The organism is Roseateles toxinivorans (genome assembly GCF_004362525.1).
GTDB classification, from domain to species: domain Bacteria; phylum Pseudomonadota; class Gammaproteobacteria; order Burkholderiales; family Burkholderiaceae_C; genus Paucibacter; species Paucibacter toxinivorans.
This window is the reverse complement of sequence record NZ_SNXS01000012.1, coordinates 63,992-86,689: the sequence shown is the minus strand read 5'-3', so window position 1 is coordinate 86,689 and position 22,698 is coordinate 63,992. Positions and strand designations below refer to the sequence as shown.

General features: G+C 68.8%; 20 protein-coding genes. 9 read left to right on the top strand and 11 right to left on the bottom strand.

The window, feature by feature from the left end:
• Window positions 1–138 precede the first annotated feature (138 nt).
• Genes DES47_RS25565 through DES47_RS25555 form a run of 3 tightly spaced genes read left to right on the top strand, consistent with a single transcriptional unit; the run spans window position 139 to window position 5,021 of the window.
• Complete coding sequence (locus tag DES47_RS25565; protein WP_166652169.1) at window positions 139–2,343, top strand: transporter substrate-binding domain-containing protein; 2,205 nt, start codon at window positions 139–141, stop codon at window positions 2,341–2,343.
• Window positions 2,344–2,352: 9 nt separating this feature from the next.
• A complete protein-coding gene (locus DES47_RS25560) occupies window positions 2,353–4,401 on the top strand; it encodes a protein-disulfide reductase DsbD family protein (RefSeq protein WP_133703609.1) in 2,049 nt (682 codons plus the stop codon).
• Window positions 4,402–4,412: 11 nt separating this feature from the next.
• Window positions 4,413–5,021: a redoxin domain-containing protein gene (locus DES47_RS25555; protein WP_208115118.1), complete on the top strand. Its 609-nt coding sequence runs from the start codon at window positions 4,413–4,415 to the stop codon at window positions 5,019–5,021.
• A 6-nt stretch (window positions 5,022–5,027) separates the two neighbouring features.
• Here DES47_RS25555 and DES47_RS25550 read toward each other — a convergent pair whose 3' ends face one another.
• The 3 genes from DES47_RS25550 to alr all read right to left on the bottom strand — a co-directional run bounded on the left by DES47_RS25550 (window position 5,028) and on the right by alr (window position 7,008).
• Window positions 5,028–5,351 carry a PspC domain-containing protein gene (locus tag DES47_RS25550; RefSeq protein WP_133703607.1) on the bottom strand — a complete coding sequence of 108 codons (324 nt, stop codon included), beginning with the start codon at window positions 5,349–5,351 and terminating at the stop codon, window positions 5,028–5,030.
• 123 nt (window positions 5,352–5,474) lie between these two features.
• Complete coding sequence (gene arfB, locus DES47_RS25545; protein ID WP_133703606.1) at window positions 5,475–5,882, bottom strand: alternative ribosome rescue aminoacyl-tRNA hydrolase ArfB; 408 nt, start codon at window positions 5,880–5,882, stop codon at window positions 5,475–5,477.
• A gap of 10 nt (window positions 5,883–5,892) precedes the next feature.
• Window positions 5,893–7,008 carry an alanine racemase gene (alr, locus tag DES47_RS25540; RefSeq protein WP_133703605.1) on the bottom strand — a complete coding sequence of 372 codons (1,116 nt, stop codon included), beginning with the start codon at window positions 7,006–7,008 and terminating at the stop codon, window positions 5,893–5,895.
• A gap of 147 nt (window positions 7,009–7,155) precedes the next feature.
• Between alr and lplT the strand changes: the two genes are divergently transcribed.
• From lplT to DES47_RS25525, 3 genes are all read left to right on the top strand, one after another.
• Window positions 7,156–8,433 (top strand): lysophospholipid transporter LplT, encoded by a 1,278-nt coding sequence (gene lplT / locus DES47_RS25535; RefSeq protein ID WP_133703604.1) that lies wholly within the window; start codon window positions 7,156–7,158, stop codon window positions 8,431–8,433.
• 1 nt (window position 8,434) lies between these two features.
• Window positions 8,435–9,307, top strand: coding sequence for a DMT family transporter (locus DES47_RS25530; protein ID WP_243748464.1), 873 nt, complete (start codon window positions 8,435–8,437; stop codon window positions 9,305–9,307).
• A gap of 95 nt (window positions 9,308–9,402) precedes the next feature.
• Window positions 9,403–9,894, top strand: coding sequence for a glutathione peroxidase (locus tag DES47_RS25525; RefSeq protein ID WP_133703603.1), 492 nt, complete (start codon window positions 9,403–9,405; stop codon window positions 9,892–9,894).
• 3 nt (window positions 9,895–9,897) lie between these two features.
• On the opposite strand, the gene DES47_RS25520 is transcribed toward DES47_RS25525, so the two are convergent.
• Together DES47_RS25520 and DES47_RS25515 are read right to left on the bottom strand one after the other, a co-directional pair.
• The gene (locus DES47_RS25520; protein WP_166652168.1) at window positions 9,898–10,614 is read right to left on the bottom strand and encodes a Crp/Fnr family transcriptional regulator; all 717 of its coding nucleotides are present in this window, start codon (window positions 10,612–10,614) and stop codon (window positions 9,898–9,900) included.
• Window positions 10,580–11,356, bottom strand: coding sequence for a substrate-binding periplasmic protein (locus DES47_RS25515; RefSeq protein WP_133703601.1), 777 nt, complete (start codon window positions 11,354–11,356; stop codon window positions 10,580–10,582). The genes DES47_RS25520 and DES47_RS25515 overlap by 35 nt, the downstream gene beginning before the upstream one ends.
• Before the next feature lie 92 nt (window positions 11,357–11,448).
• Here DES47_RS25515 and DES47_RS25510 point away from each other — a divergent pair, with 92 nt between their 5' ends.
• Genes DES47_RS25510 through DES47_RS25500 form a run of 3 tightly spaced genes read left to right on the top strand, consistent with a single transcriptional unit; the run spans window position 11,449 to window position 13,696 of the window.
• Complete coding sequence (locus DES47_RS25510) at window positions 11,449–12,537, top strand: DUF2332 domain-containing protein (RefSeq protein WP_133703600.1); 1,089 nt, start codon at window positions 11,449–11,451, stop codon at window positions 12,535–12,537.
• A 51-nt stretch (window positions 12,538–12,588) separates the two neighbouring features.
• On the top strand, window positions 12,589–13,167 hold the full coding sequence (locus tag DES47_RS25505; RefSeq protein ID WP_243748463.1) for a helix-turn-helix domain-containing protein: 579 nt from the start codon (window positions 12,589–12,591) through the stop codon (window positions 13,165–13,167).
• 4 nt (window positions 13,168–13,171) lie between these two features.
• A complete protein-coding gene (locus DES47_RS25500; protein ID WP_133703598.1) occupies window positions 13,172–13,696 on the top strand; it encodes a GNAT family N-acetyltransferase in 525 nt (174 codons plus the stop codon).
• Here the strand turns inward: DES47_RS25500 and DES47_RS25495 are convergent.
• The 6 genes from DES47_RS25495 to DES47_RS25470 form a co-directional block, all read right to left on the bottom strand.
• Entirely contained in the window at window positions 13,693–14,826 is a 1,134-nt protein-coding gene (locus DES47_RS25495; RefSeq protein WP_166652167.1) for a GGDEF domain-containing protein, read from the bottom strand. The two genes, DES47_RS25500 and DES47_RS25495, sit on opposite strands and share 4 nt — an antisense overlap.
• A gap of 73 nt (window positions 14,827–14,899) precedes the next feature.
• Window positions 14,900–15,883, bottom strand: coding sequence for a tellurite resistance TerB family protein (locus DES47_RS25490; protein WP_133703596.1), 984 nt, complete (start codon window positions 15,881–15,883; stop codon window positions 14,900–14,902).
• Between the two features lie 31 nt (window positions 15,884–15,914).
• Window positions 15,915–19,784, bottom strand: a complete 3,870-nt coding sequence (locus tag DES47_RS29450; protein WP_243748462.1) for a patatin-like phospholipase domain-containing protein — start codon at window positions 19,782–19,784, stop codon at window positions 15,915–15,917.
• A 121-nt stretch (window positions 19,785–19,905) separates the two neighbouring features.
• Window positions 19,906–20,724: a phosphodiesterase gene (locus DES47_RS25480; RefSeq protein WP_133703595.1), complete on the bottom strand. Its 819-nt coding sequence runs from the start codon at window positions 20,722–20,724 to the stop codon at window positions 19,906–19,908.
• Between the two features lie 16 nt (window positions 20,725–20,740).
• Window positions 20,741–21,790 (bottom strand): ABC transporter ATP-binding protein, encoded by a 1,050-nt coding sequence (locus DES47_RS25475; protein WP_133703594.1) that lies wholly within the window; start codon window positions 21,788–21,790, stop codon window positions 20,741–20,743.
• Window positions 21,787–22,611, bottom strand: a complete 825-nt coding sequence (locus DES47_RS25470; protein WP_133703593.1) for an ABC transporter permease — start codon at window positions 22,609–22,611, stop codon at window positions 21,787–21,789. Before DES47_RS25470 ends, DES47_RS25475 begins: the two co-directional genes overlap by 4 nt.
• Window positions 22,612–22,698 lie beyond the last annotated feature (87 nt).

The following is a 22,698-nucleotide window of genomic DNA, read 5'->3' as shown; positions in this document are numbered from 1 at the left end:
ACAACGAGCCGGCAACGACGTATGGCGCCGCAAATCGTCCCGGCCCTTCGGGTTGAGTCTGCAAGGGGGAGCATCCGTCGTTGCAAATGCGCGCCGGGTGTACAACCCGGCTGTGCTTTGCGCCTAGGCTGCCCCCCCTTGCAGACTCAACGCGGGCCCGACCCCGAGCCCGACAGGCTCCTAGAGTTGCCGACCAGGCTATGGCTTGCATCGGCCTGGCGGCTGTTGGCGCTGCTGCTGGTGGCCTGGATGGCGGCCGGCGCGGCAGGGGCAACCGAACCGGCGCTGCGGCTTGAGCCGGCCGAGCGGGCCTGGATCGCCGCCCATCAAGACAAGGTGCTGACGGTCGGTTTCGACCCCTATGCCGGCCTGGACAGCTTCGAGTTCCAGGGCCGTCGCCTGGGTTTGCTGCCGGCCTTGCTGAAAGACATGCGCGAGCAGCTGGGCCTGCGCCTCGAGCCGGCCGAGGTGAAGAGCTGGGACGATGCCTACAGCCGCTTCGTGGCCGGCAAGATCGATGTGCTCTATGGCGCCAATGTCACGCCCGAGCGCGAGAAGATCATGCGCTTCACGGCCCCGGCACAGAAGTACCCCTACACCGTGTTTGCACGCAAGGACTCCAGCGTGCAGACCCTGGGCGACCTGGACGGCAAGCGGGTCGGCTTTCTGTCCAACGACTTCGTCATCGAGCAACTGCCCAAGGAGTTCCCCAATATCCACATCCAGGTGGTGAGCTTCGATGACCAGCAGCTCGGCCTGAAGGCCCTGGCGGCAGGCGAGGTGGATGGTTTCGTCACCGCCGGCGGCGGCATCGAGTACGAGTTCCTGCACGAGCACCCGGGCCTGGCCCTGGTCGCGGTGCTCAAGGCCATCACCTCGGACATGACCTTTGCGGTGGCCAAGGACCAGGTCTTGCTGGGGCAGATCATCAACCGCTATCTGGAGCAGCGCCGCGACGCCATCCGCGCGCTGGCCGGCGACGCCGGGCGCATTTACAACCGCAAGGTGCTGCGCCTGACCGAGGCCGAGCTGCGCTGGCTGGATCAGAAGGGCGAGGCCGTGGTCGGCGTGGCCGAGGACTATCTGCCCTTCGACTACTACGACAAGGGCCGCTACAAGGGCATTGCCGGGGCCACGCTGGAGCGCATTGGCGACATCATCGGCATCCGCTTCAAGGTCGTCAGTGCGCCGTTCGTGCAGCTGATGGAGAGGGCCAGGGCCGGCGACGTGCATGTGCTGAACATGGCCAAGACCGACGATCGCCTGGCCCACTTCCTGTTTCCGCGCGCCATCAGTACCGAGCGCGACATCATCGTCGGCCTCAAGAGCAGCCCGCCGGTGCAGGATGTCTATGACCTGGACGGCCAGCGTGTGGCCGTCATCGATGGCTTCTGGCACGAGGAGTACCTGCGCAAGAACCTGAAGCAGCCGCTGATCGTCAAGACCGACAGCATCCAGGAGTCGCTGCGGCTGCTGCGCACCGGCAAGGTGGCCTATGTGATCGAGAACCCGACCGTGGTCGAGTTCTATATCAATGGCCTGGGCTACGCCGAGCTGGTCAAGCGCGGCGCCACGTCAAAGGACTCCTTCATCTATTTCGGCGTCAGCCGCCAGCAGCCCGAGCTGGCGGCCATCATGGACAAGGTCATCCCGCTGATCCAGTTCGAGGAGATGAAGCACCTCGGCATCCAGACCGTGCCGACCCTGCGCAACGAGGCCAACAGCCAGCTGATGATGATGCTGGCCGCATTGGGCGCACTGCTGCTGGTGATATTGGCGGTGACGGCCTATGTCGTGCGCAAGCTGACCGCTCAGCGCGCCAAGACCCAGTTCCTGCGCGAACGCGAGCACCTGCTTTATACCGACAGCCTGACCGGCTTCCACAACCGTAACTACTTCAGCCAGATGAGCGATGCCGGCACGGCCGGCGACTGCCCGCAGGCCATCGTGGTGGCCGACATGAACAACCTCAAGCAGGTCAATGACAGCCATGGCCATGCCGCGGGCGACGTCTTGATCACCCTGTTCGCCCAGACCGCGCGGGCCCAGTGGCCCCAGGCCAACTGCTTTCGCATCGGTGGCGACGAGTTCCTGTTCATCCTTCCCAATCGCGGCGAGGCGCAGTTGCTGGAGGAACTGGCGGAGTTGAAGGCTCGCCTGCAGCAGGCCCGCCACGAGGCGGCCCCCGGCGTCTGGGTCAGCCCCAGCGCCGCCCTGGGCCATGCGCTGCGCAGCGATCCGCAGATACCGCTGCACAGCTGCATCGCCCAGGCCGATGCCAGGATGTATGAGGTCAAGGCGGGCATGAAGAAACGTCGCACCGACAGGCCGGACGGGGCCTAGGGGCCAGTCATGCCGAAGCGACTGTTGCTCATCGCCCTGTCGATGTGGGGCTGCGTCGTGTCGGCCGCCCCGATCAGCGCTCGCACCGAGCAGGTCGAGGCGCAGTTGCTGGCCAGCCATGCCGTCGTGCAGCCGGGCCAGCGCCTGACGGTGGGCCTGCGCCAGCGCATTGCGCCGCATTGGCATACCTATTGGAGGAACCCCGGCGACTCAGGCCAGGCGACCAGCATCGAATGGTCACTGCCGGCCGGGGCGGCGGCCGGCGAGATCGAATGGCCGGCCCCCAGCCGCCAGGCGATCGGGCCCATCACCAACTACGGCTATGAGCAGCAGGTCGTGCTGCTGGCCGAGCTGACGGTGCCTGCCGATGCCAGGCCCGGTGGTCAGTTCGCCGCGACGGCCCGCGTCAACTGGCTGGTCTGCAAGGACATCTGCATCCCGCAGCAGGTCGAGCTGGGCCTGGATCTGCCGGTGGCGGTGGTTTCGCTGCCCGGCAGCGATGCCCAGGAACTGGCGCGTGCCAGGGCCAAGCTGCCGCAGGCCAGCCCCTGGCCGGTACAGCTGCAGGCCGGCGCGCAAGGCCTGACCCTGCGCTGGCCGGCTGCGGCACCGACCCAGGCCTGGTTCTTCGCCGAGACCTGGGGTGTGGTGGCGCACAGCGCGCCGCAGCCCTTGGCCCGGGACGGCGAGCAATGGGCACTGCAGTTGCCGGCCGGCGAGGCGCCGCTGGCGGTGGGCAAGGCGCTCACCGGCGTGCTGGTGCTGACCGGAGCAGAGGGTGCCCGGGCCTACCGGATCAGCACCACCGTGGCCGGGCCAGGCGCCGCGCCGACCGGCGATGCCCCGGGGCTGGCCGCCGCGCTGCTGCTGGCCCTGGCCGGCGGCTTGGTGCTGAATCTGATGCCCTGCGTGTTCCCGGTGCTGTCGATCAAGGCGCTGGGCCTGATGGCGGCGGCGCGGGACTCGGCCCGTGTCACGCGCCGCCATGGCCTGGCCTACACCCTGGGCGTGCTGGCCAGCTTTGCGCTGCTGGCGGCGGTGCTGATCGCGCTGCGCGCGGCCGGCGCCGAGATCGGCTGGGGCTTTCAGTTCCAGTCGCCGCTGTTCGTGCTGGGGGTGGCCTATGTGCTGTTCGCCGTCGGCCTGAGCCTGTCGGGCCTGTTCGATATCGGCGCGTCGGTCACCGGGCTGGGCTCGGGCCTGGCCGAAAAGCCGGGCTACACCGGCAGCTTCTTCACCGGCGTGCTGGCCACCGTGGTGGCCACGCCGTGCACGGCGCCGTTCATGGGGGCGGCGCTGGCCTTTGCGCTGGCCCAGCCGGCACCGCAGCTGCTGGCGGTGTTCCTGAGCCTGGGTCTGGGGCTGGCCCTGCCCTATCTGGCGCTGAGCCTGTGGCCGGCGCTGCAGCGTTGGCTGCCGCGGCCCGGAGCCTGGATGAACACCCTGAAGCAGGGGCTGGCCTTCGCTATGTATGCCGCCGCCGTCTGGCTGATCTGGGTGCTGGCCCAGCAGACCGGGCCTGACGGCGTGCTGGTCGCCCTGGCCGGCATGACGGTGATTGCCTTTGCCCTCTGGTTGCGCGGCGTGCTGGCCTCGGCCTGGGTGGGCAATGGGCTGGCCGGACTGCTGATCGCCTTTGCTCTGGCCGGGGGCGCCTGGCTGCCGCAGGCCGGCCCAGCCCCGCCCGCGGCCAATGCCGGCTTCGAGGCCTACACACCGGAGCGCCTGCGGGCGCTGCGCGCCGAGGGGCGGCCGGTGTTCGTCAACCTGACCGCCGCCTGGTGCATCAGCTGCCTGGTCAACGAGCGGGTGGCGCTGAGCCGGCCCGAGGTGGCGGCAGCCTTCCAGCGGGCGGGCATCACCTATCTGAAGGGCGACTGGACGCACCAGGACGCCCGCATCTCGGCCCTGCTGGCCGAGTACGGCCGCAGCGGCGTGCCGCTGTACCTGTATTTCCCGGCCGGCGTGGGGACATCGGCCCTGGTCTTGCCGCAGCTGCTGACGCCGGGTATCGTCATCGATGCCTTGGCGACCCCTGTCAGGCCAAGTAAGGAGTGATCACGATGTTGATGCCGTCCAAATGTCAGGTGTTGTTGCTGGCCCTGAGTGTTGGCGCCACGGCCGCCTTCGCGGCAGCCAGCGTCGATCAGCCGGCCCCCGCCTTCACCGCCACCACGGCCGACGGCCGCAGCGTGGACCTGGACTCGCTGCGCGGCAAGACTGTGGTGCTGGAGTGGACCAACCACGACTGCCCCTATGTGAAGAAGCACTACGACAGCGGCAACATCCCCGCCCAGCAGAAGGACGCGGCGGCCAAGGGCGTCGTCTGGCTGCAGGTGATCTCGTCGGCGCCGGGCCAGCAGGGGCATGTGGATGGCGCCACCGCCGCCAGGCTCAATACCAGCCGCAGCGCGGCGCCGTCCGGCGTGCTGCTTGACCCCACGGGCGCGATCGGCAAGGCCTATGGCGCGCAGACCACGCCGCATATGTATGTGATCACGCCGACCGGCCAGCTGGCCTACAAGGGCGGCATCGACAGTATCGCCACGGCCCGGCATGAGGACATCGCCAAGGCCGAGCCCTATGTGAAGCTGGCCCTGGCCGATGTGGCCGCCGGCCGCAAGGTGGCGCAGGCCAGCACGCGGCCCTATGGCTGCTCGATCAAGTACGCGAGCTGATTCGCCTCAGGCGTGTATCAGTTCGTCCTCGGGCACAAAGATCCACAGCAGCAGATAGGCCAGCAGCCCGGTGCCGGCGCAGACGGCCAGCGCCACGAAAGCCAGGCGCCAGACCCAGGACTCCAGGCCGGTGACCCGGGCGATGCCGCCGCAGACGCCGCCGAACCAGCGGTCGTTGCGGCTGCGCCGCAGGCTCGGGCCGGCTGCTGAGGCCGAGTAGGCGGGGCCGCTGCCCAGCACGCTGGCCTTGGCCCGCGCATATTCGTCGTCCGAGAGCCGGCCGCTGCGGTGCAACTCGGCTAGGCGTTCCAGTTCGATGCTGATGGACATGATGGTCAGAGACTCCTGTGCATGGCAATGCGCCATGTCTGCAAGATAGGGGCGCATACCCGCTATTGCCAGGTCGGGGCGACAGACTGCAGACAGCCGAGCATAGGGGGCGAAAACCCGGTCTCAGTCAGTTGTCGGCTTGGCCCGTCCCGCTTTGATCCCGCTGCGCAGGCTCTTGCCCTCCAGGCGGCGCTGCTTGGAGCCATAGGTCGGCTTGGTGGCGCGCCGCGCCTTGGGGGTGTGGGCGACTGCCTGCACCAGCTCGACCAGCCGAGCCACCGCGTCGGCGCGGTTCTGCTCCTGGCTGCGCGACTCCTGGGCCTTGATGACGATCACGCCCTCGTTGGTGATGCGCTGGTCGGACAGCGCCAGCAGCCGTTCCTTGATCAGCGGCGGCAGGGTTGAGCGGCGGATGTCGAAGCGCAGGTGTACCGCGCTGCTGACCTTGTTGACGTTCTGGCCGCCGGGGCCGCTGGCGCGTATGAAGGAGAAGTCGAGCTCCCAGTCGGCCGGCGACCAGTCCAGCTTCATGCCGGCGGTGCTATTCGTGCGCCTGCACCGTCACCGGCACGCGCTGGGTCACGGCGGTCATCAGCTCCCAGCCAATGGTGCCGCCGGCGTGGGCGACCTCGTCGATGGACAGCCGCGTGCCCCTGGGCCCCTCGCCCCACAGCGTGACTTCGCTGCCGATCTGGGCCGAGGGCATGGTGGTCAGATCGACGGCCAGCATGTCCATCGACACCCGGCCCACCGTCTGCGTGCGCTGGCCCTCGACCAGTATCGGCGTGCCGCTGGGGCAGTGGCGGGGGTAGCCGTCGGCATAGCCGCAGGCGACGATGCCGATGCGCATCTTCGCTTCAGCGCGGAAGCTGCTGCCGTAGCCGACCGTGTCGCCAGGCTGCAGGTGCTGGGTGGCGATCAGCCTGGAGCGCAGCGTCATGCCCGGTTTAAGGCCCCAGTGGGCGGCGCTGTGCTCCGGATAGTCGGGCGAGCCGCCATAGCTCATGATGCCCGAGCGCACCCAGTCGGCGCGGACGGCGGGCGACTGGCTGTGCCTCAGTGTTGCGGCGCTGTTTGAGAGCGAGCGCTCACCGGGCAGGTCTTCCGTCGCCGCCACGAAGGCCGCCACCTGGTGGGCGATGCCATCGGCACCGAGGCGCTGGGCGTCGGCGTCGGAGAAATGCGTCATCAGTGAAATCTCGTCCACCTGGGGCAGCACATTGAGCCGCGTCCAGGCGGCGCGGAAGGCGCTGGGCGTGAAGCCGAGGCGGTTCATGCCGCTGTTCATCTTCAGGAACACGCGGTGCGGCTGATGCGTCTTGTGCATCGCCAGCCAGTCGATCTGCTGCTCGCAATGCACCGCATGCCAGAGGTTCAGGCGCGAGCACAGCTCCAGGTCGCGGGGCTCGAAGCAGCCTTCCAGCAGCAGGATGGGGCCGCGCCAGTCGAGGGCGCGCAGGCGCTGTGCCTCGTCCAGATCAAGCAGGGCAAAGCCGTCGGCGCCGCGCAGGCCGGGGTAGGCACGCTCGATGCCATGGCCATAGGCATTGGCCTTGACGACGGCCCAGACCCTGGCGTCCGGGGCGCTGGCCCGCGCGCGGGCAAGGTTGTGGGCCAGGTTCTGGGGGTGGATGAGGGCTTCGATAGGGCGTGGCATGACCGCAATTGTGGCAGCGCCCGGCAGCGCACGGGCGTGCGAGGCGACCCGGCAGGCTGCCGCCCAGCAAGACGCGCGTGCTATAAACCTCGCGGCAAGGAGATCAAGCGCCGGCAGGTCGCCGCAGCATCTGCGCAAATCGAATCGATGAAAAAAGGTTTTTACACGATCATGTCGGCGCAGTTTTTCAGCTCGCTGGCTGATAACGCCTTGCTGGTTGGTGCGATCGAGTTGCTGAAGTCCACCAACGCGCCGGCCTGGCAGGTGCCCGCGCTGGCGCCGATGTTCGCGCTGTTCTATGTGCTGCTGGCGCCGCTGGTCGGCGCTTTTGCCGATGCCGCGCCCAAGGGCAGGGTGATGTTCATCTCGAACAGCATCAAGGTGGTCGGCTGTCTGATGATGCTGTTCGGTGGCCATCCGCTGCTGGCCTATGCCATCGTCGGCCTCGGCGCCGCCGCCTATTCGCCGGCCAAGTACGGCATCCTGACCGAGCTGCTGCCGCCCTCGCAATTGGTCAAGGCCAATGGCTGGATCGAGGGCCTGACGGTGGGCTCCATCATCCTCGGCGTGCTGCTGGGCGGGCAGCTTGTCGGCCAGCGTCTGTCGGGCATGTTGCTGGGTTTTGATCTGCCCCTGATGGACACCGGCATCGACACCGCGCCCGAGGCGGCGATCGCCTCGATGATCCTGCTCTACATCATTGCCGCGCTGTTCAATCTGCGCATTCCGCGCACCGACACCGAGCTGCAGCCGATGAGCATCAAGCCGCTGGAGCTGGTGCGCGACTTCATGCTGTGCAACTCGCGGCTGTGGAGCGACAAGCTGGGCCAGATCTCGCTGGCCTCGACCACCCTGGTCTGGGGCGTGTCGGGCAATCTGCGCGTGATCGTCTTCCCCTGGGCTGCCGTGGCCCTGGGCTATTCGACCACCCAGGCCGCCTCGCTGGCCGGCGTGGTGGTGATAGGCACCGCGGTCAGCGCCGTCGTCGCCTCGATGGTGATGCGGCTGGACAAGGCCACCAACCTGATCCCCCTGGGCATCCTGATGGGCTTTCTGATGCTGGGCCTGAACTACATCACCAGTCTTGCGGTAGCCATTCCCTTCCTGGTGATACTGGGCGCGACGGTGGGCTATCTGGTGGTGCCCATGAATGCGCTGCTGCAGCACCGTGGCCACAATCTGATGGGCGCCGGCCGCTCGATCGCGGTGCAGAACTTCAACGAGCAGGCCTGCATCCTCGGCCTCGGCGCGGCCTACACGGCCTTGACCAAGTTCGGCATGTCGGCCTTCGGCGCGATCACCATCTTCGGCCTTGTGGTGGCCGGCGTGATGTGGCTGATACTGCGCTGGCACCAGCGCAACTGCATCGTCCATCGCGACGAGGTCGAGCGCCTGCTGGCGCTGGCGCGTACCGACAAGCATTGAGGTGACTTCGGCCAAGCTGCTGCCGGCGCTGGCCCTGTGCCTGAACGCGCTGATCTGGGGCCTGTCCTGGTGGCCCTTCCGCCAGTTCGAGGGCCAGGGCCTGCATCCGCTGTGGACCACGGTGCTGGTCTATCTGCTGGCGGTCGTGGCCATCAGCGTCACAAGGCGCGGCGCCTGGGGCCAGCTCTTTCGCACACCGGCGCTGTGGGTGCTGGTCGTGGCCTCGGGCACGACCAATGCCGCCTTCAACTGGGCGATGACGATAGGCGATGTGGTGCGCGTGGTGCTGCTGTTTTATCTGATGCCGCTGTGGGCGGTGCTGCTGGCGCGGCTGCTGCTGAAAGAGAAGCTGACCCGTCTGGCCTTGCTGCGCGTGGCCCTGGCCCTCACCGGCGCGGTGATCGTCCTGAGCCCCGAGGGCGGCGGTCTGCCGCTGCCCAGCAGCCTGCCCGACTGGCTGGCCATCGTCGGCGGCTTCAGCTTCGCGCTGAACAATGTGATGCTCAGGCGCGAGGCCGCCCAACCGGAGGCGGCGCGCGCGCTGGCGATGTTCTGCGGTGGCGTTCTGGTGGCGGCGGTGCTGGCCTCGCTGCTGTCTGTTCAGGGCCTCGCAACCTGGCCGCCGCTGCTGAGCCTCGGCTGGGCCCTGGCCGCGCTGGGCTTGGGCGGCTTCTTCCTGATCAGCAATCTGGCCCTGCAGTTCGGCGCCTCGCGCCTGCCGGCCAATGCCACGGCGGTGATCATGCTGGTCGAGGTACCCGTGGCGGCGGGCTCTGCACTGCTGCTGGGTGGCGGGGCGATCACGGCCGCCATTGCGACCGGCGGACTGCTGATACTGGCGGCCGCCCTGCTGGCCGCGCTGGAGCACGGTTAGGGAGGCCTGGGGTCATTGAAAGCCTTGCTGCACGCCGGCCCGGCCAGGGCTACGATGGGGGCTCTATCCCTGCCATTCACAACCCGGAGCGTCCCATGGCCGAACCCAGCGTCTACGACTTCAGCGCCGTTTCCATCGACGGCAAGCCGGCCGATCTGGCCAGCCAGCGCGGCAAGGTGCTGCTGATTGTCAACACCGCCAGTGCCTGCGGCTTCACGCCCCAGTTCGGTGGCCTTGAGCAGCTGTGGAAGGACTATGCCGCCCAGGGCCTGGTGGTGGTCGGCTTCCCCAGCAACGAGTTCGGAGGCCAGGACCCCAAGGCGAATAGCGAGATCGCCAGCTTCTGCCAGCTGAACTACGGCGTCAGCTTCCCGATGATGGGCAAGGTCAAGGTCAATGGCGCCGATGCCCATCCGCTGTGGAAGTGGCTGAAGGGCGAGAAGCCCGGCTTTCTCGGCACCGAGGGCATCAAATGGAATTTCACCAAATTCCTGGTCGGCCGCGACGGCCAGGTGATCAAGCGCTATGCGCCCAATGACGAGCCCGCCAAGATGCGCGCAGACATCGAGGCGGCGCTCAAGGCCTGAGTCTCAGGCGCGCACCCAGAGGCGACCATAGCCCAGCCGCAGCGCGCCCTGGCCGGCCTGTTTCCGCAGCCATTCATTGACGGTCTGGCGCGAGACCTGGGCCAGCGTAGCGAGTTCGGCCTGCGTGGTCTGCAGGGGCAGCCAGCCTTGCGCATCGGCCTGTGCGCCGCCGTGGCGTCGCACCTGCTGCAATGCCACGGCCAGCCGTTCGGCCGCGCTGGCGTGGCGGGAGGTTTCCAGCAGATGCAGGGTGCCGTCGAAGCGCTGGGCCAGTTCGCGCAGCAGGGCGCGGGCGAAACCCGGCACACGGTCCATCAGGTACTCATAGGCGGCATTGCCCAGCACCAGTAACCGGGTGGGGCAGGTTGCCAAGGCCTCATAGCGCGAGGGTTGCTGGGTGGCGAAGGCGGCAAAGCCGAACAGGCGCGGCGCGCCGACCATCTCGATGGCCGAGACCCGACCGTCCTCGGCGGTGAAACGGGTCTCGATCTCGCCGGCCAGCACGGCGTAGAAGGCACTGGTGTGTTGACCCTGGGCGAACAGCAGCTCGCCGGTGCTCAAGGGCCGGGCGCTGAGCAGGGGCGCGATGGCCGGATGTTGCACCGCCGCCCAGTCCAGCTGCGGGAAGTTGCTGCCCAGCACGTGCGCCAGGGCGGCCGCCAGCGGGGTGTCCGCGACGCTGAGCTCAGTAGCGATCGAGCGTTTTCTTCCAGCTGCCATCTTGCTGCAGGGCCTTGAAAGCACGTTCCAGTTCGGGGGCCCGGGCCAGCCAGGCAGAGTTCTTGGACAGCACCACATACGCGGGTTCGCCCTCCAGCCGGAATGGTTGCTGGGTCAAGGGCAGGGTGGAGCCGGCCATCATCAACTCGCCCTGGCGGGCAGGCAGAACCACCACATCCACGCGGCGCGCCGCCAGCATCTCCAGCGCCTTGCCATAGTCGTTGACCTCGTAGCGGGTGTAGCCGGTGCCGGCATCGAACAGCGCGCCATAGCGCTTGCCGCGCTGCACGGCGATGACGCGGCCCTGCAGGTCGCCGAGTTCGTGTATCGGTGCCGAGCTTTTGTGGGTGTAGAAGATCTTGGGCTCGCTGGGCAGCACGATCTGGGTGTAGTGCAGATAGACCTCGCGCTCAGGCGTGCGCAGCGGGCCCATCATCAGATCGGCCTCGCCGCGCTCCAGCATCTTGAAGGCCCGCGCCGAGGGCAGTTCGCTGAACTCGGCCTGCCAGCCCAGCCGGGCCAGCGCCAGCTTGAGCAGGTCGTAGTACATGCCTGAGCCCTCGCTGCCGCGAAACTGGCGGTAGGGCGGGTCCGAGCTGCCGACGACGCGCAGCGGCGAGCCAGCGGTCTGGGCCCACGCCTGCCAGCCGGGCAGCAGTCCCGCCAGGGCGACCAGAATCTGCCGTCGTGCCGGGCCACAGGGTCCGGCCTCCGCTGTCTCGATGAGAGGGCTCAAGCGCATGGGCGCAGCATACGCCGGCCTTGCGAGCGGGCGACGTGCGAATGTCGGCAACCCGACAATTCTGACCGCTTCTCCGCAGTAGGCTTGGCAGCATGACAAGCGACACCCCTTCCTTCCGGGCCGCCCAGGCCGCCGGCTATCGCCACTTCGCTGCGCAGGAGTGCGCCGACGACCCACTCTATGTGGCGATCTGCCTGGCTGTGGCCGACTCGCCCGAACTGCTGGAGCTGATGCTGCATGCGCCGGGCCGCCAGCGCCGGCCCAATCTGCTGCTGGCCGCCCTGCATGAGCGCATCCTGGCCGGTGTGCCGCATGGCTTGGCCGCCTATTACCCCAGCGTTGGCGGCCAGCGCCTGCCCGATGCCGAGCTGCCCGCGCTGCTGCTGGATTTCGCCCGCCAGCAGGGCGATCTGCTGGTGCGCTATCTGCAGACCCGCAGCACGCAGACCAATGAGATCGGCCGCTGCGCCGTGCTGTGGCCGGCGCTGCAGCAGATCGCCCGGCTCAGCGGCCGGCCCGATCTGGCGCTGCTCGATTTCGGCAGCAGTGCTGGGCTGAATCTGGGCGTCGATGGCTATCACTACGACTACGGCCGCTTCCAGCTCGGCGCCCCGGCCGCGCCCGGCCGGCCGCAGATTCGTTGCGAGTGGCTGGGCGACGCGCCGCCGCTGCGGGCCGATCTCGGCTGGCGCATCACGCGGCGCCTGGGCCTGGACCTGTCGCCCATCGATGTGAGCGACGACGACGCGGTGCGCTGGCTGGCCGCCTGCCTGTGGCCCCATGACCGCGAACGGGCGCTGCGCCTCGATCAGGCCGTGGCCCTGGCGCGTGCCGCCGGCCACCGTGTGCGGCGGGCCGATGACTGCATTGCCGAGATTGAGCCCTGGCTGGACACGCTGCCGGCCGGCGTGCAGCCGGTGCTGTTCAACAGCTGGGTGCTGGCCTACTTCCCGGCCGAGGAACTGGCCCGCTACCAGGCCGAGGTGGGGCGTCTGGTGCGCAGCAGAGGCCTGGCCTGGCTCAGTGCCGAGTCGCCGTCGCTGCGGCCGACGGGGCTGGCCCTGCCACCTACCGCGCCGGGTGCCTCGCCGCACAGCCTGTGGTCACTGGTCTGGCGCGACAGGACCGAGGCGCTGGCCTGGTCGCACCCGCACGGCCGCTGGGTGCAGTGGCTGGGTTGACGCGGGAACCGCTGGACAGGCCATCCAAAATGTTGGATGATTTCGTCCATCATGCGGGAAGAAGACACGATCAATCAACGCATCGCCCAGCGGGTGCGTGAGCTGCGCGCGGCGCGGGGCCTGTCGCTGGAGGGGCTGGCCGCTGAATGCGGCGTCAGCCGCTCGATGATTTCGGTCATCGAACGTGGCGAGAGCAGCCCGACCGCCGTGCTGCTGGAGAAGCTGGCCACCGGCCTGGGTGTGACCCTGGCCTCGCTGTTCGACGCCCCCGACGCCCGGCCCGAACCGGTGGCGCGCCGCGCCGAGCAGCCGCAGTGGCGCGACCCGGCCTCGGGCTATCTGCGCCGCAATGTCTCGCCGCCCGGCGTGGCGGCACCGTTCCAGATCGTCGAGGTCAGCCTGCCGGCCGGCGCCCAGGTGGCCTATGAAACGGGGGCCCGCGAGTCGCGCGTGCACCAGCAGGTCTGGGTGCTGGAGGGCAGGGTGCGGGTCACCGTCGGCGACGAGCAGCACCAGCTCGACAGCGGCGACTGCCTGGCCATGGCGCTCGACCAGCCGACCGGCTTCCACAACCCCACGAACGAGCCGGCGCGCTATGCCGTCGTGCTGACAACCCCCGCCAACCGATAGAGCCATGAGCCACGAACCCACCTCGAGCCGCCTGCAGACCGTCAACGACACCCAGCTGCAGCAGCTCGCCGAGCTGCTGATCGATTGCGTCGAGGGCGATGCCTCGGTCGGCTTCATGCACCCGCTGTCGCTGGAGCAGGCGCTGGCCTTCTGGCGGCGCGTGGCCGATGGCGCAGCCCGCCGCGAACGGGTGCTGCTGGTGGTCGAAGACGGGCAGGGCATTGTCGGCACCGTGCAGGTGGTGCTGGCCCAGCCCGACAACCAGCCGCACCGAGGTGATGTGTCCAAGATGCTGGTGCACCGCAGGGCCCGTCGCCAGGGCCTGGGGGCGGTGCTGATGCGCGCCGCCGAGGCGGCCGCCATCACCGAAGGCAAGACGCTGCTGGTGCTGGACACCGCCAGCGACGACGCCCGCCGCCTCTACACCCGCCTGGGCTGGCAGCACTGCGGCGACGTGCCCGGTTTTGCGCTATGGCCGCGCGGCGGCCTGTGCGCGACCAGCTTCTACTACCGCGAGCTGGACGTCTAAGCCGCCTCGATCTCGACGCGGTCGCGGCCCGCCGCCTTGGCTCGGTAGAGCGCCCGGTCGGCGCGGCCGAGCAGGGTGTCGGCGGTGTCGCCGGGCTGCCAGACGGTGGCGCCAAAACTGGCCGTGATCGTCGGTGCCGCGGCGGCAGCGGGCTGGGCCACGGCCGCGCGCAGCCGTTCGGCCAGCACGCGCACGCCGGCCGCGTCGGTGTCGGGCAGCAGCACGCAGAACTCCTCGCCGCCATAGCGGAAGGGCAGGTCCTGGGCGCGCAGCGCCGCGCGCAGGCGCCGGGCAAAGGCGGCCAAGGCCTCGTCTCCGGCGCGGTGACCCAGCTGGTCGTTGATGCGCTTGAAGTGGTCCACGTCGGCCATCAGCACCGCATAGGGCTGGTGGCTGCGCTGGGCCATGGCCAGCGCATGGGCCATCGCGTCGTTCAGCGCGCGGCGGTTGGCCAGGCCCGTCAGGCCATCGGTCATCGCCTGCTGGCGCACCTCGGCCTCGGCGCGCATCTTGCACAGCTGCAGAAAGCCCAGATTGGTGACGATGACGAACAAGAAGCCGAAGATGTAGATGGGCTCCTGCCAGGTCAGGGGCATGTTCAGGTAGTCGATGTTGGCGCCGGCCAGCAGCAGGCCGGCCGCGCGCAGCGGCAGCACCAGACCCATCAGCACATAGCAGGCGGCGACGACGCGCTGCACCCGCTGCAACTCGGCCTGCGGCCGCTGCCATAGCGCCAGGCCGTTGAGCAGCTGCAGCAGGCCGTAGACAAAGCCGTTGAAGATGGTGGCCACGGCGTACTGGCTGCCGGTCACCGCGCCCACGGCGGTGACGATCACAATCATCGCCAGCAGCCAGGGCTTGGCATAGCGGCGACCCAGGAACTGCCGGATCGCGACAAAGTACAGCGCCACGCTCACGGCGCCCAGCGCATTGCCCAGCCCGGCCGAGGCCCAGGCAGGCAGACGGCCGGCATTGGCGAGCAGCAGATAGGCCAGGCCCTGGGCAGTGACGGCCAGCGTCCAGGTGCGTAGGCCGTTGCCGCGATCGGCAGGGGTGCGCGCCACCCAGAACATGGAGGCCATGGCGGCCAGCGCGCAGGTCTGAGCCAAAAACAACGTGCGAAGGTCCACGAGAGGCTCAAAGGAAATCCAGGCCCGCATCGTAACGCGGGCGGGGCCAGAAGCCCCTGTGCCCAAGCGTGCGCTAGGTCCGTTTCTTGAGCTTTTGCAGCAGCGCCTGTGCTGCCTGGGTGGATTGCGTGGCGGCAGCACTCGCTCCTCGGGCGGCGAGCTCCTGTGCGGTGGCCGCACCGCTCTTCAGCCGATCCAGCGCCCCCGATCTGACAAAGGCGTCGGCACCCGCCTTGGCTGCCGTGCCCAGCGCCGCGGCGCCGGAGGCGACTGCCGCCGAGCCCTTGTCCAGCGTCGCGCTCAGGCCGCTGCCGACCGTCGCCAGCGAGTCCTTGAGCAGACTGCGCCGGGCCTCTTCGAAGACGGCCGCGAGCTTCTCCAGTGCCAGTTCTTCACGCTCGTCAATGTCGCCATCCGCCTCGGCCACCGCACGCAGAAAGGCCAGCAGCTCGCCGGTCATGACCTCGTAGTTGCAATCCGGATTGGTCTGGATGAAGTCGGCCAGCTGGCGGGCCAGCTCGCGCATCGAGAACGCGTCGAGGCCTGGTTCGATGTGCTTGCAGCCGATCTTGACGAAGGATCGGTCGTAGCCCCAATCGTCGATGAAATGGTCCTGGATGCAGGTGCGCTCCTTGGCCTTCACGCGACCATCGACGGCGGCCAGCTTCAGGGCCAGCGGCAACATCAGATCGAACAGGCTGATGGCCAGGAGGTCGATCGGCGTGTTGATGAACTTCGGTATCACGGTGACCCGGTCGCCCGATGCGCCGTTGAGCAGGTGCATCACGCCGTACCATGCGCCGCCGGAAACCACCGCCGCGGCCACCACCCAGCCGAGCGGCGTGCTGGCCGTGCCGAGGGCCGCCGCCACCAGGCCCGACTTGGCCACCGCCGCGCCGCCGCCCACCGCGCCGAACAGATCCCAGTACTTGCGCACCGCATTGGCATGGCGCAGCGAGGCATAGGCGTTCTCGCCTATGGCCAGCTTGCCCTTGAACTTCAGGGCATCGCTGACCACCTGCCTGACGCCATCGAACGGGGTCGCTTGCTCGGTCATGTAGCAAGGGTACCCCATCGCCCAAGGATGCCTACCTGCCCAGCGGCGGGAACGGCGCCTCGAAGGGCATGGCCTGCAGCGCATACCAGGAGCCGCCCCAGCCGCGCAGGGTCAACTGTCTGCCGGCCGAGCTCAGGTCTATGGCCTGGCAGGTGGACTGCGGGCGTTTCGGATTGGGGCCGCGCGCCGATTCGCAGGCCGCCAGTTCGGCATGGCAGTGCACGCCATAGCGCTTGCTGCCGGCGGTTCCCGAGTCTTCCTGGTAGCAGTAGGCGCTGGCCGGCGGCGCGGCATCGGCCGTCGCCAGCGGCGGCACCCAGACCTCGATCACGCCCGGCGTGCCGCTGAGCCGTTCCGACAGTTTGGTGACGGACCAAGCGACCTTGGCCTGCCGCGGCTGCAGCGCCTCGGCACATTCCTTGGACGCCGCGTCATGGTGGAGGACGGTGATGCGCTTAGGGCTTTGCGGCGGGCTGCGGCCGGCGCGGCGGGCGCTGTCCCAGACGTCTTCGACCGGTGGCACATTGGCGCCCAGCTCGCGCCAGCGGTCGCGCAAGGAGCGCACGCTGTCGCGCAGCTCGGGGCCGAAGATCTGGATGTAGATCGTCTTGCCGGCGCAGACAAGCGGCGGCGCGGCGGGCGCGGGGGCCGGGGCAGGGGCCGGGGCAGGGGCCGGCGCCTGCCCCGGCTTGCCGGGCTGCATGCTCAGCTTGTCAGGGCCGCTGGAGGGGGTCTTGGGCGTGTCCGGTGTCTCGATCGGCGGGGGCGGTGGTGCCACCGGCGTCGCTGCCACGATCACCGGCTTGGTCGGCTGCGGGGGCTGGCAGTTCAGCCGCGTCTTGTCGTCGGCGGCATAGTCGCGCACCCAGTAGCGCGGCACGCAGCTGAGCCGCGTCTCTTCGCGCAGGCAGGAGACGATCTCGCTGTCGTCGAGCAGCACCTCGCAGGCCGGATGCTTGGGCGAGGCCTCGGCGCAGCTCTTCTTGGTGTTGTTGAGGATCATCTGCATCAGCGCCGATTGCTTGAAGGCCTGGGTGTTGTTGCCGGTGCAGGCGGCATCGCTGATGCGCAGCAGGGCGGTGGCCATTTCGCCCAGCCGTGTGTCCTTGGCCTCGACGCCGGAGGCCGCCGCGGCGCTGGGGGCCAGCTTGCCGTACAGATCGGTCAATTCCTTGAGCACGCCGGGGTCCACCCGCTTGGACTTCTCGATCGCCTGCAACTGGCTGTCCACCGTCTGCCAGGCGGTGGCGCCCAGCGTGGCCAGCGCGCCGAGGCTGACCGAGGCGGTGACGGCGCCGGTGGCCGCGATGCGCGAGGGCAGGCGCTTGGGTGCGGCCACGCTCTTGGCCTTGCCCTCGGCGTCCTGCGTGACGACGCTGCCGTCGTCGATCTCGAACAGCATCTCGGCGTGGCGCTGCACCTGGGCCAGGAAGCTGGCGTCGAGCTGGCGGCCCAGCGTGTGGCCCAGCTGGAAGTAGCTCTCCCACTGCGCCTCGCTGAAGAACTGATCGGTCGTCGGCTCCTGCGGGAACAGCGGGTTGTCGGCCTTGAAATTGACCAGATCGACGGGCACCGCCTGACACATATTCGGTTTGACGATGACCATGTGGCCGACCTTGTCGCTGCGCCCGTAGCTGATGCGGGCCAGCGCCAGGCAGGCATGGCTCTCCGGCGAAACCAGATCGTTCAGCGACCCGAACACGCAGGGCGCCATGGCCGGGTCGTTGGCCGCGCCGAGCCTGGGCTTCAGGAAGGTGATCTCGGTCTGCAGATCGATGCGGGCCTTGCGCACCAGATTCTCCAGGTCGCCGAAGGCATAGCGGGGATCGGCGCCGCAGTCGGCGACGACGATCAGCTTGCATTCCTCGCGCAGCAGCGCATAGGCGCCGGTGTTCTCGAAATGGCCGCCATCGCTGAGGAACCAATCGCGACGCTGATTGCCGTCGAAGCGGCCGCGCAGCTCATTGAGCAGCTGGCCATACTTGCCGACGATGGGCGGCAGCACCTCGCCGGCGCGCCGCGCCAGCGCCGTGCTGTCCCACCAATAGCCCAGCCGTATGCCGGCCATGGTGAGCAGCGCGGCCATGCCCGAGCGCGTGCTGCCGCCCAGACCGGGCGCCACCGCCGCGCCCGAGATCGCCATCCAGGCGCCGAGGCTCAGGCTGCCACTGGAGTCCACCGCGCGCCAGTCGTCCTGGCCCACGCGCACGCTGCCCCGCGGGCCCACCGTCATCAGCAGGCCCTTGCGGTCCTGATTGAACAGGCCGCCGCGCGGGTCGCGGGTCTGGTTGACGCAGGCATTCAGCAGGTGGATGGGGCCGCCGGCCAGATGGGGCTGGTAGTCGGCCATGGCCTCGTCGTCATCGGGGTGTACATCCTGCACCGCGACCTGGGGGCCCTCGGCGGCCAGATGGCGCGGGTAGGGCGCGGTGGCGACCAGCGTGCCGGGCTGAAAGCGCTTGGCATTGGCCGCACCCAGATAGCTGCGCACCAGCCGCGCGCGGTAGAACGAAAACAGTGACGAACGGTTCAGGAACTCGCGGTTGCGCAGCGACACCAGCACCATCACCAGCGGCGGCAGCACCAGCACGGCCAGCCAGGTCCAGCTCAGCGTGTACTGCAGCCCCCGGGCCTGCTCGCCGTTGTTGAACAGCGAGCCACTGGCATTGCGATGCAGCAGGCTGACCCAGAACACCAGCAGCAGGGCCATCACCGCCAGGCCGGCGAAGTTGATCAGGCCCATCAGATTCATCCGCGTGCCCGGCGTCAGACTGCGCGGCAGGTCGGCGATCTTGGGCAGCACCGTGCGCAGCACCACCACGGTGATGCCGATGACCACGCCGGCCGTGCCATGCTGGACCAGCGAGGCATTGGCCAGCAGCCAGGCGAAGCCGTCGACCAGACCCAGGGCCGCGATGCTCAGCCCTATCTTGAGCGTGCGCGCCAGCGCGCCGGTGAGCTTGTTGCGCGAGAGATCGGGCGCGCGGCCCCTGCGCGTCAGCCGCCAGGCGATCAGGGTGCCGGCCACCCAGGCCAGCAGCACCCCGCCGGCAAACAGCATCAGCAGCGAGGGCAGCTGCAGGCTTTCCGCGGCCGTTGCCGACGGGGCGGTGTCGCGGGCTTCGCCCCAGTAGTTGGCCAGCTTCCAGACGCCGGCCAGGCTCAGCGCCGCGATGATCCAGCGCTGCGCCGCCAGACCCTCACCGGCCTTGGCCGGCAGGGCCCAGTAGGCGGTGGCCTGCACCGCGCCCCACCAGATGACCGGCGGCAGCAGCAGCCACAGGGTCGGCCAGTTCGATAGCGCGGCCAGCGTATCGACGCTGACCCAGCCAGGTCGCCAGCAACCGCCGTTTGCCATGCTGGCGCTGAAGATGCAGTCGGCCCAGCCCCACATCAGCAGATCGAAGCCGACCAGCAGCCCGCCCAGGAGCAGACAGAGCAGGGCCAGCTCGATGTGCACGCCAACCAGATTGCGGCCGAAGTTGGCGGCGGCAAACATCATGTCGCGGCCGCCGCGCGGGATCAGGTAGCGGCCGTTGGCGCGCAGCCAGAAGGCGAACCAGCGCCGGTCGGCCTCGCCCAGTGCCGCCTCGACCTCGATGGCGCTCTGGCCGCTGTCGCGCGCGTTCTGGAACAGTTTGCCCACCGTCGAACCGATATAGCCGCCGCCCGACACGGTGGACAGGATGTCGAAGTGATGGAAGACCTTGTTCTGCCCCAGGGCCTTGAGCAGGCCGAAGCAGAAGGTGGCGCTGCGTATGCCGCCGCCCGACAGCGCCAGACCCCACAGGCCCTGCTCGGGCGCGGGCCGGTCAGTGGTGGGCAGCTGGGCGCGGCGGGCCGCGGCCATGGCTGCGATGCTTTGCAGCGCCGCGGTTTCGGCGACTTGATCATCCGACATGCCGGTTCTCCCTGCGCGGCTATGGAGGCGCGCGCGGCCGACCTTGCTACAAAGCTGACTCGGTTGCAAGCCCTAGGTAGCCCGGATGGAATCCGGGGCCCCGGATTCCATCCGGGCTACTTCAGTCGATCAGCTTGCCGCTCGGCTCGAAGAAGGGATAGGGCCCTGCATAGTCGCCCACCGCCACCACATGGCTGACCAATTGACCGCCGTGCCAGCGGTGCAGCATATAGCCGGGGGGCTCCATACGGAAGGCGCTGGGCGCTTCGGGCCGCAGATCAAGGGCCACCTGGTGCGCGGTGCTGGGGCAGGTCAGCACCGGCCGGCCACCGACCGTGGTCTGGATGCTGCGGTGCAGATGGCCGCACAGTATCAGCTGGATCTGCGGGTGGTCGCGCACGATCTCGGCAAAGGCCTCGCGGCCGCTCAGGCCGAGCGCATCCATATGGGCGATGCCGGTCAGGAAGGGCGGGTGGTGCATCAGCACCAGCGTCGGCTGCGTCGGTGCGGCGGCCAGGGTCTGCGCCAGCCAGTCCAGCCGGTCGGCACACAGCTCGCCGCGGCCCTCCATGGGCACCAAGGTGTCCAGGCCGATGATGCGCAGCGGCCAGCGGCCGCCGGTGTCGTAGTGCATGAAGCCGCTGGCCGGGAAATAGGCCTGGTCGGCAAAGGCCTCGCGCAGTGCCTGGCGCTCGTCGTGGTTGCCGGCAATCACCAGCATCGGCATTTGCAGCGGCGCCAGCAGCGACCTCAGGAACTCGTACTCGGCCGGCCGGCCCAGATCCACCAGGTCCCCGGTGATCAGCAGCAGGTCGGGCTGTGGTCGCATCGCCGCCAGATGGGCGACGCTGGCCTGCAGCATCTTGGCGGTGTCCACGCGGCCATAGGCCAGCTTGCCGGGGATCTTGATGTGGGTGTCGGAGAACTGGGCAATCAGCATGATGAGGTCCCTCGGTTCAGGCCGCCAGCGCAAGCAGCCCTTGCGGATCGACTTGAAGGCGCACGCTCTGGCCCACGGCGGGGGCGCTGCGGGCCAGGCAGTCCATCGTCAGCGGCTGGGCCTGGCCGAGGTCGACGATCAGTCTTGTGCGGTCGCCCAGGTACAGCGAAGCGGTGACGGTGCCCACCAGATCGGCCGGCTCATCCTCGCCGACGATGCTCACATCCTCGGGGCGGAACAACAGCTCGCCTGCACCCGAGGCCTGGGCGCCCGGCCAGCGCAGCCGCCCCGCCGGGCAGGTGAAAAGCCCGCCGTCGCGGTACTCGCCCTGCACCCGGTTCATCGTGCCGATGAAGCCGGCCACATAGCGGTTGGCGGGCTGGTGGTAGATCTCGTGCGGCGTGCCCATCTGGGCCACGCGGCCATGGGACATGACGATGATGCGGTCGCCCAGCGCCATCGCCTCGGCCTGGTCGTGGGTGACGTAGATCGTGGTGATGGCCAGCCGGCGCAGCAACTGGTTGATCTCGACGCGCAGGGTGTCGCGCAGCTGGGCGTCCAGGGCGGTCAACGGTTCGTCCAGCAGCAGCGCGCGGGGGCGCACGGCCAGCGCCCGGGCCAGGGCGACGCGCTGGCGCTGGCCGCCGGAGAGCTGGTCGATCGAACGGTCGGCCAGCGGCGCGATGCGCATCATCTCCAGCATCTCGGCCACGCGCTCGCGCTGTGCCGCCGCCGGCAGCTTGCGTATGCGCAGGCCGTAGCCGATGTTCTCCGCCACGCTCATATTCGGGAACAGCGCGTAGGACTGGAACACCATGCCGACATTGCGCGCCTCTATGCTTTGCTGGGTCACATCGACGCCGTCGAACAGCACCTTGCCGCCGGCATCGGGCTGCTCCAGCCCGGCGATCAGGCGCAGAGTGGTGGTCTTGCCGCAGCCCGAGGGGCCCAGCAGCACCAGGGTCTCGCCGGCCTTGATCTGCACGTCGAGCGGCTCCAGCACGCGGGTGCCATCGGCAAAGGTCTTGGCGCAGGCCTGCAGATGAATGGACAGGGGGGCGGTCATGGTTTGGCGTCCGGGGTAGCGTCGTCGGCGATGAACTTGGTCGTGCGCGGCCGGGCCAGCGTCTGCATGGCCAGCAGCAGCGGCACGATCATCATGAAGAAGATCAGCGTGTAGGCGCTGCCCACCTCGAGGCGCAGCGAGGCATAGGCATCGGCCAGGCCCACCGGCAGGGTCTTGGTCAGCGGTGTGTGCAGGAGCCAGGTCATATTGAATTCGCCCATCGACAAGGTCACGACCATCAGCGAGCCGGCCAGGATGCCCTGCCGGCAGTTGGGCAGCACGATGTCGAAGAAGCGCCGGGCAAAGCCTGCCCCCAGCGAGGCCGCGCCTTCCTCCAAGGTTTTGAGATCGATGGACTGCAGCACGGCCAGCACCGAGCGCACCATGAAGGGCAGGGTGAACAGCACATGGCCGACCAGGATGAAGCTAAAGGAGGTGCGAAAGCCGCGCAGCGCGCCGTAGCTGGCGATCAGCGCCAGGGCCGTGGCCAGGCCCGGCATGGCGATCGGCAGCACCAGCAGTTCCTCGATCCAGCGGCCCACGCGATTGCGTGTGCGCGCCAGCACATAGGCGGTGGGCACGCCCAGCAGCAGGGTCACGACCAGGCAGGCCAGCGCGATGCCCACCGAGCGGAAGATGGTGTCGCGGTAGCCGTCCCAGACCTCGAAGATCCAGCGCAGGGTCAGGCCGCTGCTCAGGCCGGCAATGTAGTTGACGGTCAGCCCGGCCAGCATGGACAGGATCACCGGCACGATCAGGAAGGCGCAGACCGCCAAGGTGAAGGCGAGCTGCAGCACAAAGAGTTTGCGCGGGCGGTTCATGTCGGATCCTCCGACGCGCTTGGAGCGACATCCGACGCATAAAGGTTGAGGCGGCAGGGACGAGGGCGCGCCGGCCGCTGCGGGCTG

Coding starts and splice junctions, on each gene's coding strand:
- DES47_RS25470 (WP_133703593.1), bottom strand. CDS start 22,611: ATGAACCGCCCGCGCAAACTCTTTGTGCTGCAGCTCGCCTTCACCTTG.
- DES47_RS29450 (WP_243748462.1), bottom strand. CDS start 19,784: ATGTCGGATGATCAAGTCGCCGAAACCGCGGCGCTGCAAAGCATCGCA.
- DES47_RS25510 (WP_133703600.1), top strand. CDS start 11,449: ATGACAAGCGACACCCCTTCCTTCCGGGCCGCCCAGGCCGCCGGCTAT.
- DES47_RS25500 (WP_133703598.1), top strand. CDS start 13,172: ATGAGCCACGAACCCACCTCGAGCCGCCTGCAGACCGTCAACGACACC.
- DES47_RS25560 (WP_133703609.1), top strand. CDS start 2,353: ATGCCGAAGCGACTGTTGCTCATCGCCCTGTCGATGTGGGGCTGCGTC.
- DES47_RS25550 (WP_133703607.1), bottom strand. CDS start 5,351: ATGTCCATCAGCATCGAACTGGAACGCCTAGCCGAGTTGCACCGCAGC.
- DES47_RS25525 (WP_133703603.1), top strand. CDS start 9,403: ATGGCCGAACCCAGCGTCTACGACTTCAGCGCCGTTTCCATCGACGGC.
- arfB (WP_133703606.1), bottom strand. CDS start 5,882: ATGAAGCTGGACTGGTCGCCGGCCGACTGGGAGCTCGACTTCTCCTTC.
- DES47_RS25475 (WP_133703594.1), bottom strand. CDS start 21,790: ATGACCGCCCCCCTGTCCATTCATCTGCAGGCCTGCGCCAAGACCTTT.
- alr (WP_133703605.1), bottom strand. CDS start 7,008: ATGCCACGCCCTATCGAAGCCCTCATCCACCCCCAGAACCTGGCCCAC.
- DES47_RS25515 (WP_133703601.1), bottom strand. CDS start 11,356: ATGCGCTTGAGCCCTCTCATCGAGACAGCGGAGGCCGGACCCTGTGGC.
- lplT (WP_133703604.1), top strand. CDS start 7,156: ATGAAAAAAGGTTTTTACACGATCATGTCGGCGCAGTTTTTCAGCTCG.
- DES47_RS25490 (WP_133703596.1), bottom strand. CDS start 15,883: ATGACCGAGCAAGCGACCCCGTTCGATGGCGTCAGGCAGGTGGTCAGC.
- DES47_RS25555 (WP_208115118.1), top strand. CDS start 4,413: ATGCCGTCCAAATGTCAGGTGTTGTTGCTGGCCCTGAGTGTTGGCGCC.
- DES47_RS25505 (WP_243748463.1), top strand. CDS start 12,589: ATGCGGGAAGAAGACACGATCAATCAACGCATCGCCCAGCGGGTGCGT.
- DES47_RS25520 (WP_166652168.1), bottom strand. CDS start 10,614: ATGGCAGCTGGAAGAAAACGCTCGATCGCTACTGAGCTCAGCGTCGCG.
- DES47_RS25480 (WP_133703595.1), bottom strand. CDS start 20,724: ATGCTGATTGCCCAGTTCTCCGACACCCACATCAAGATCCCCGGCAAG.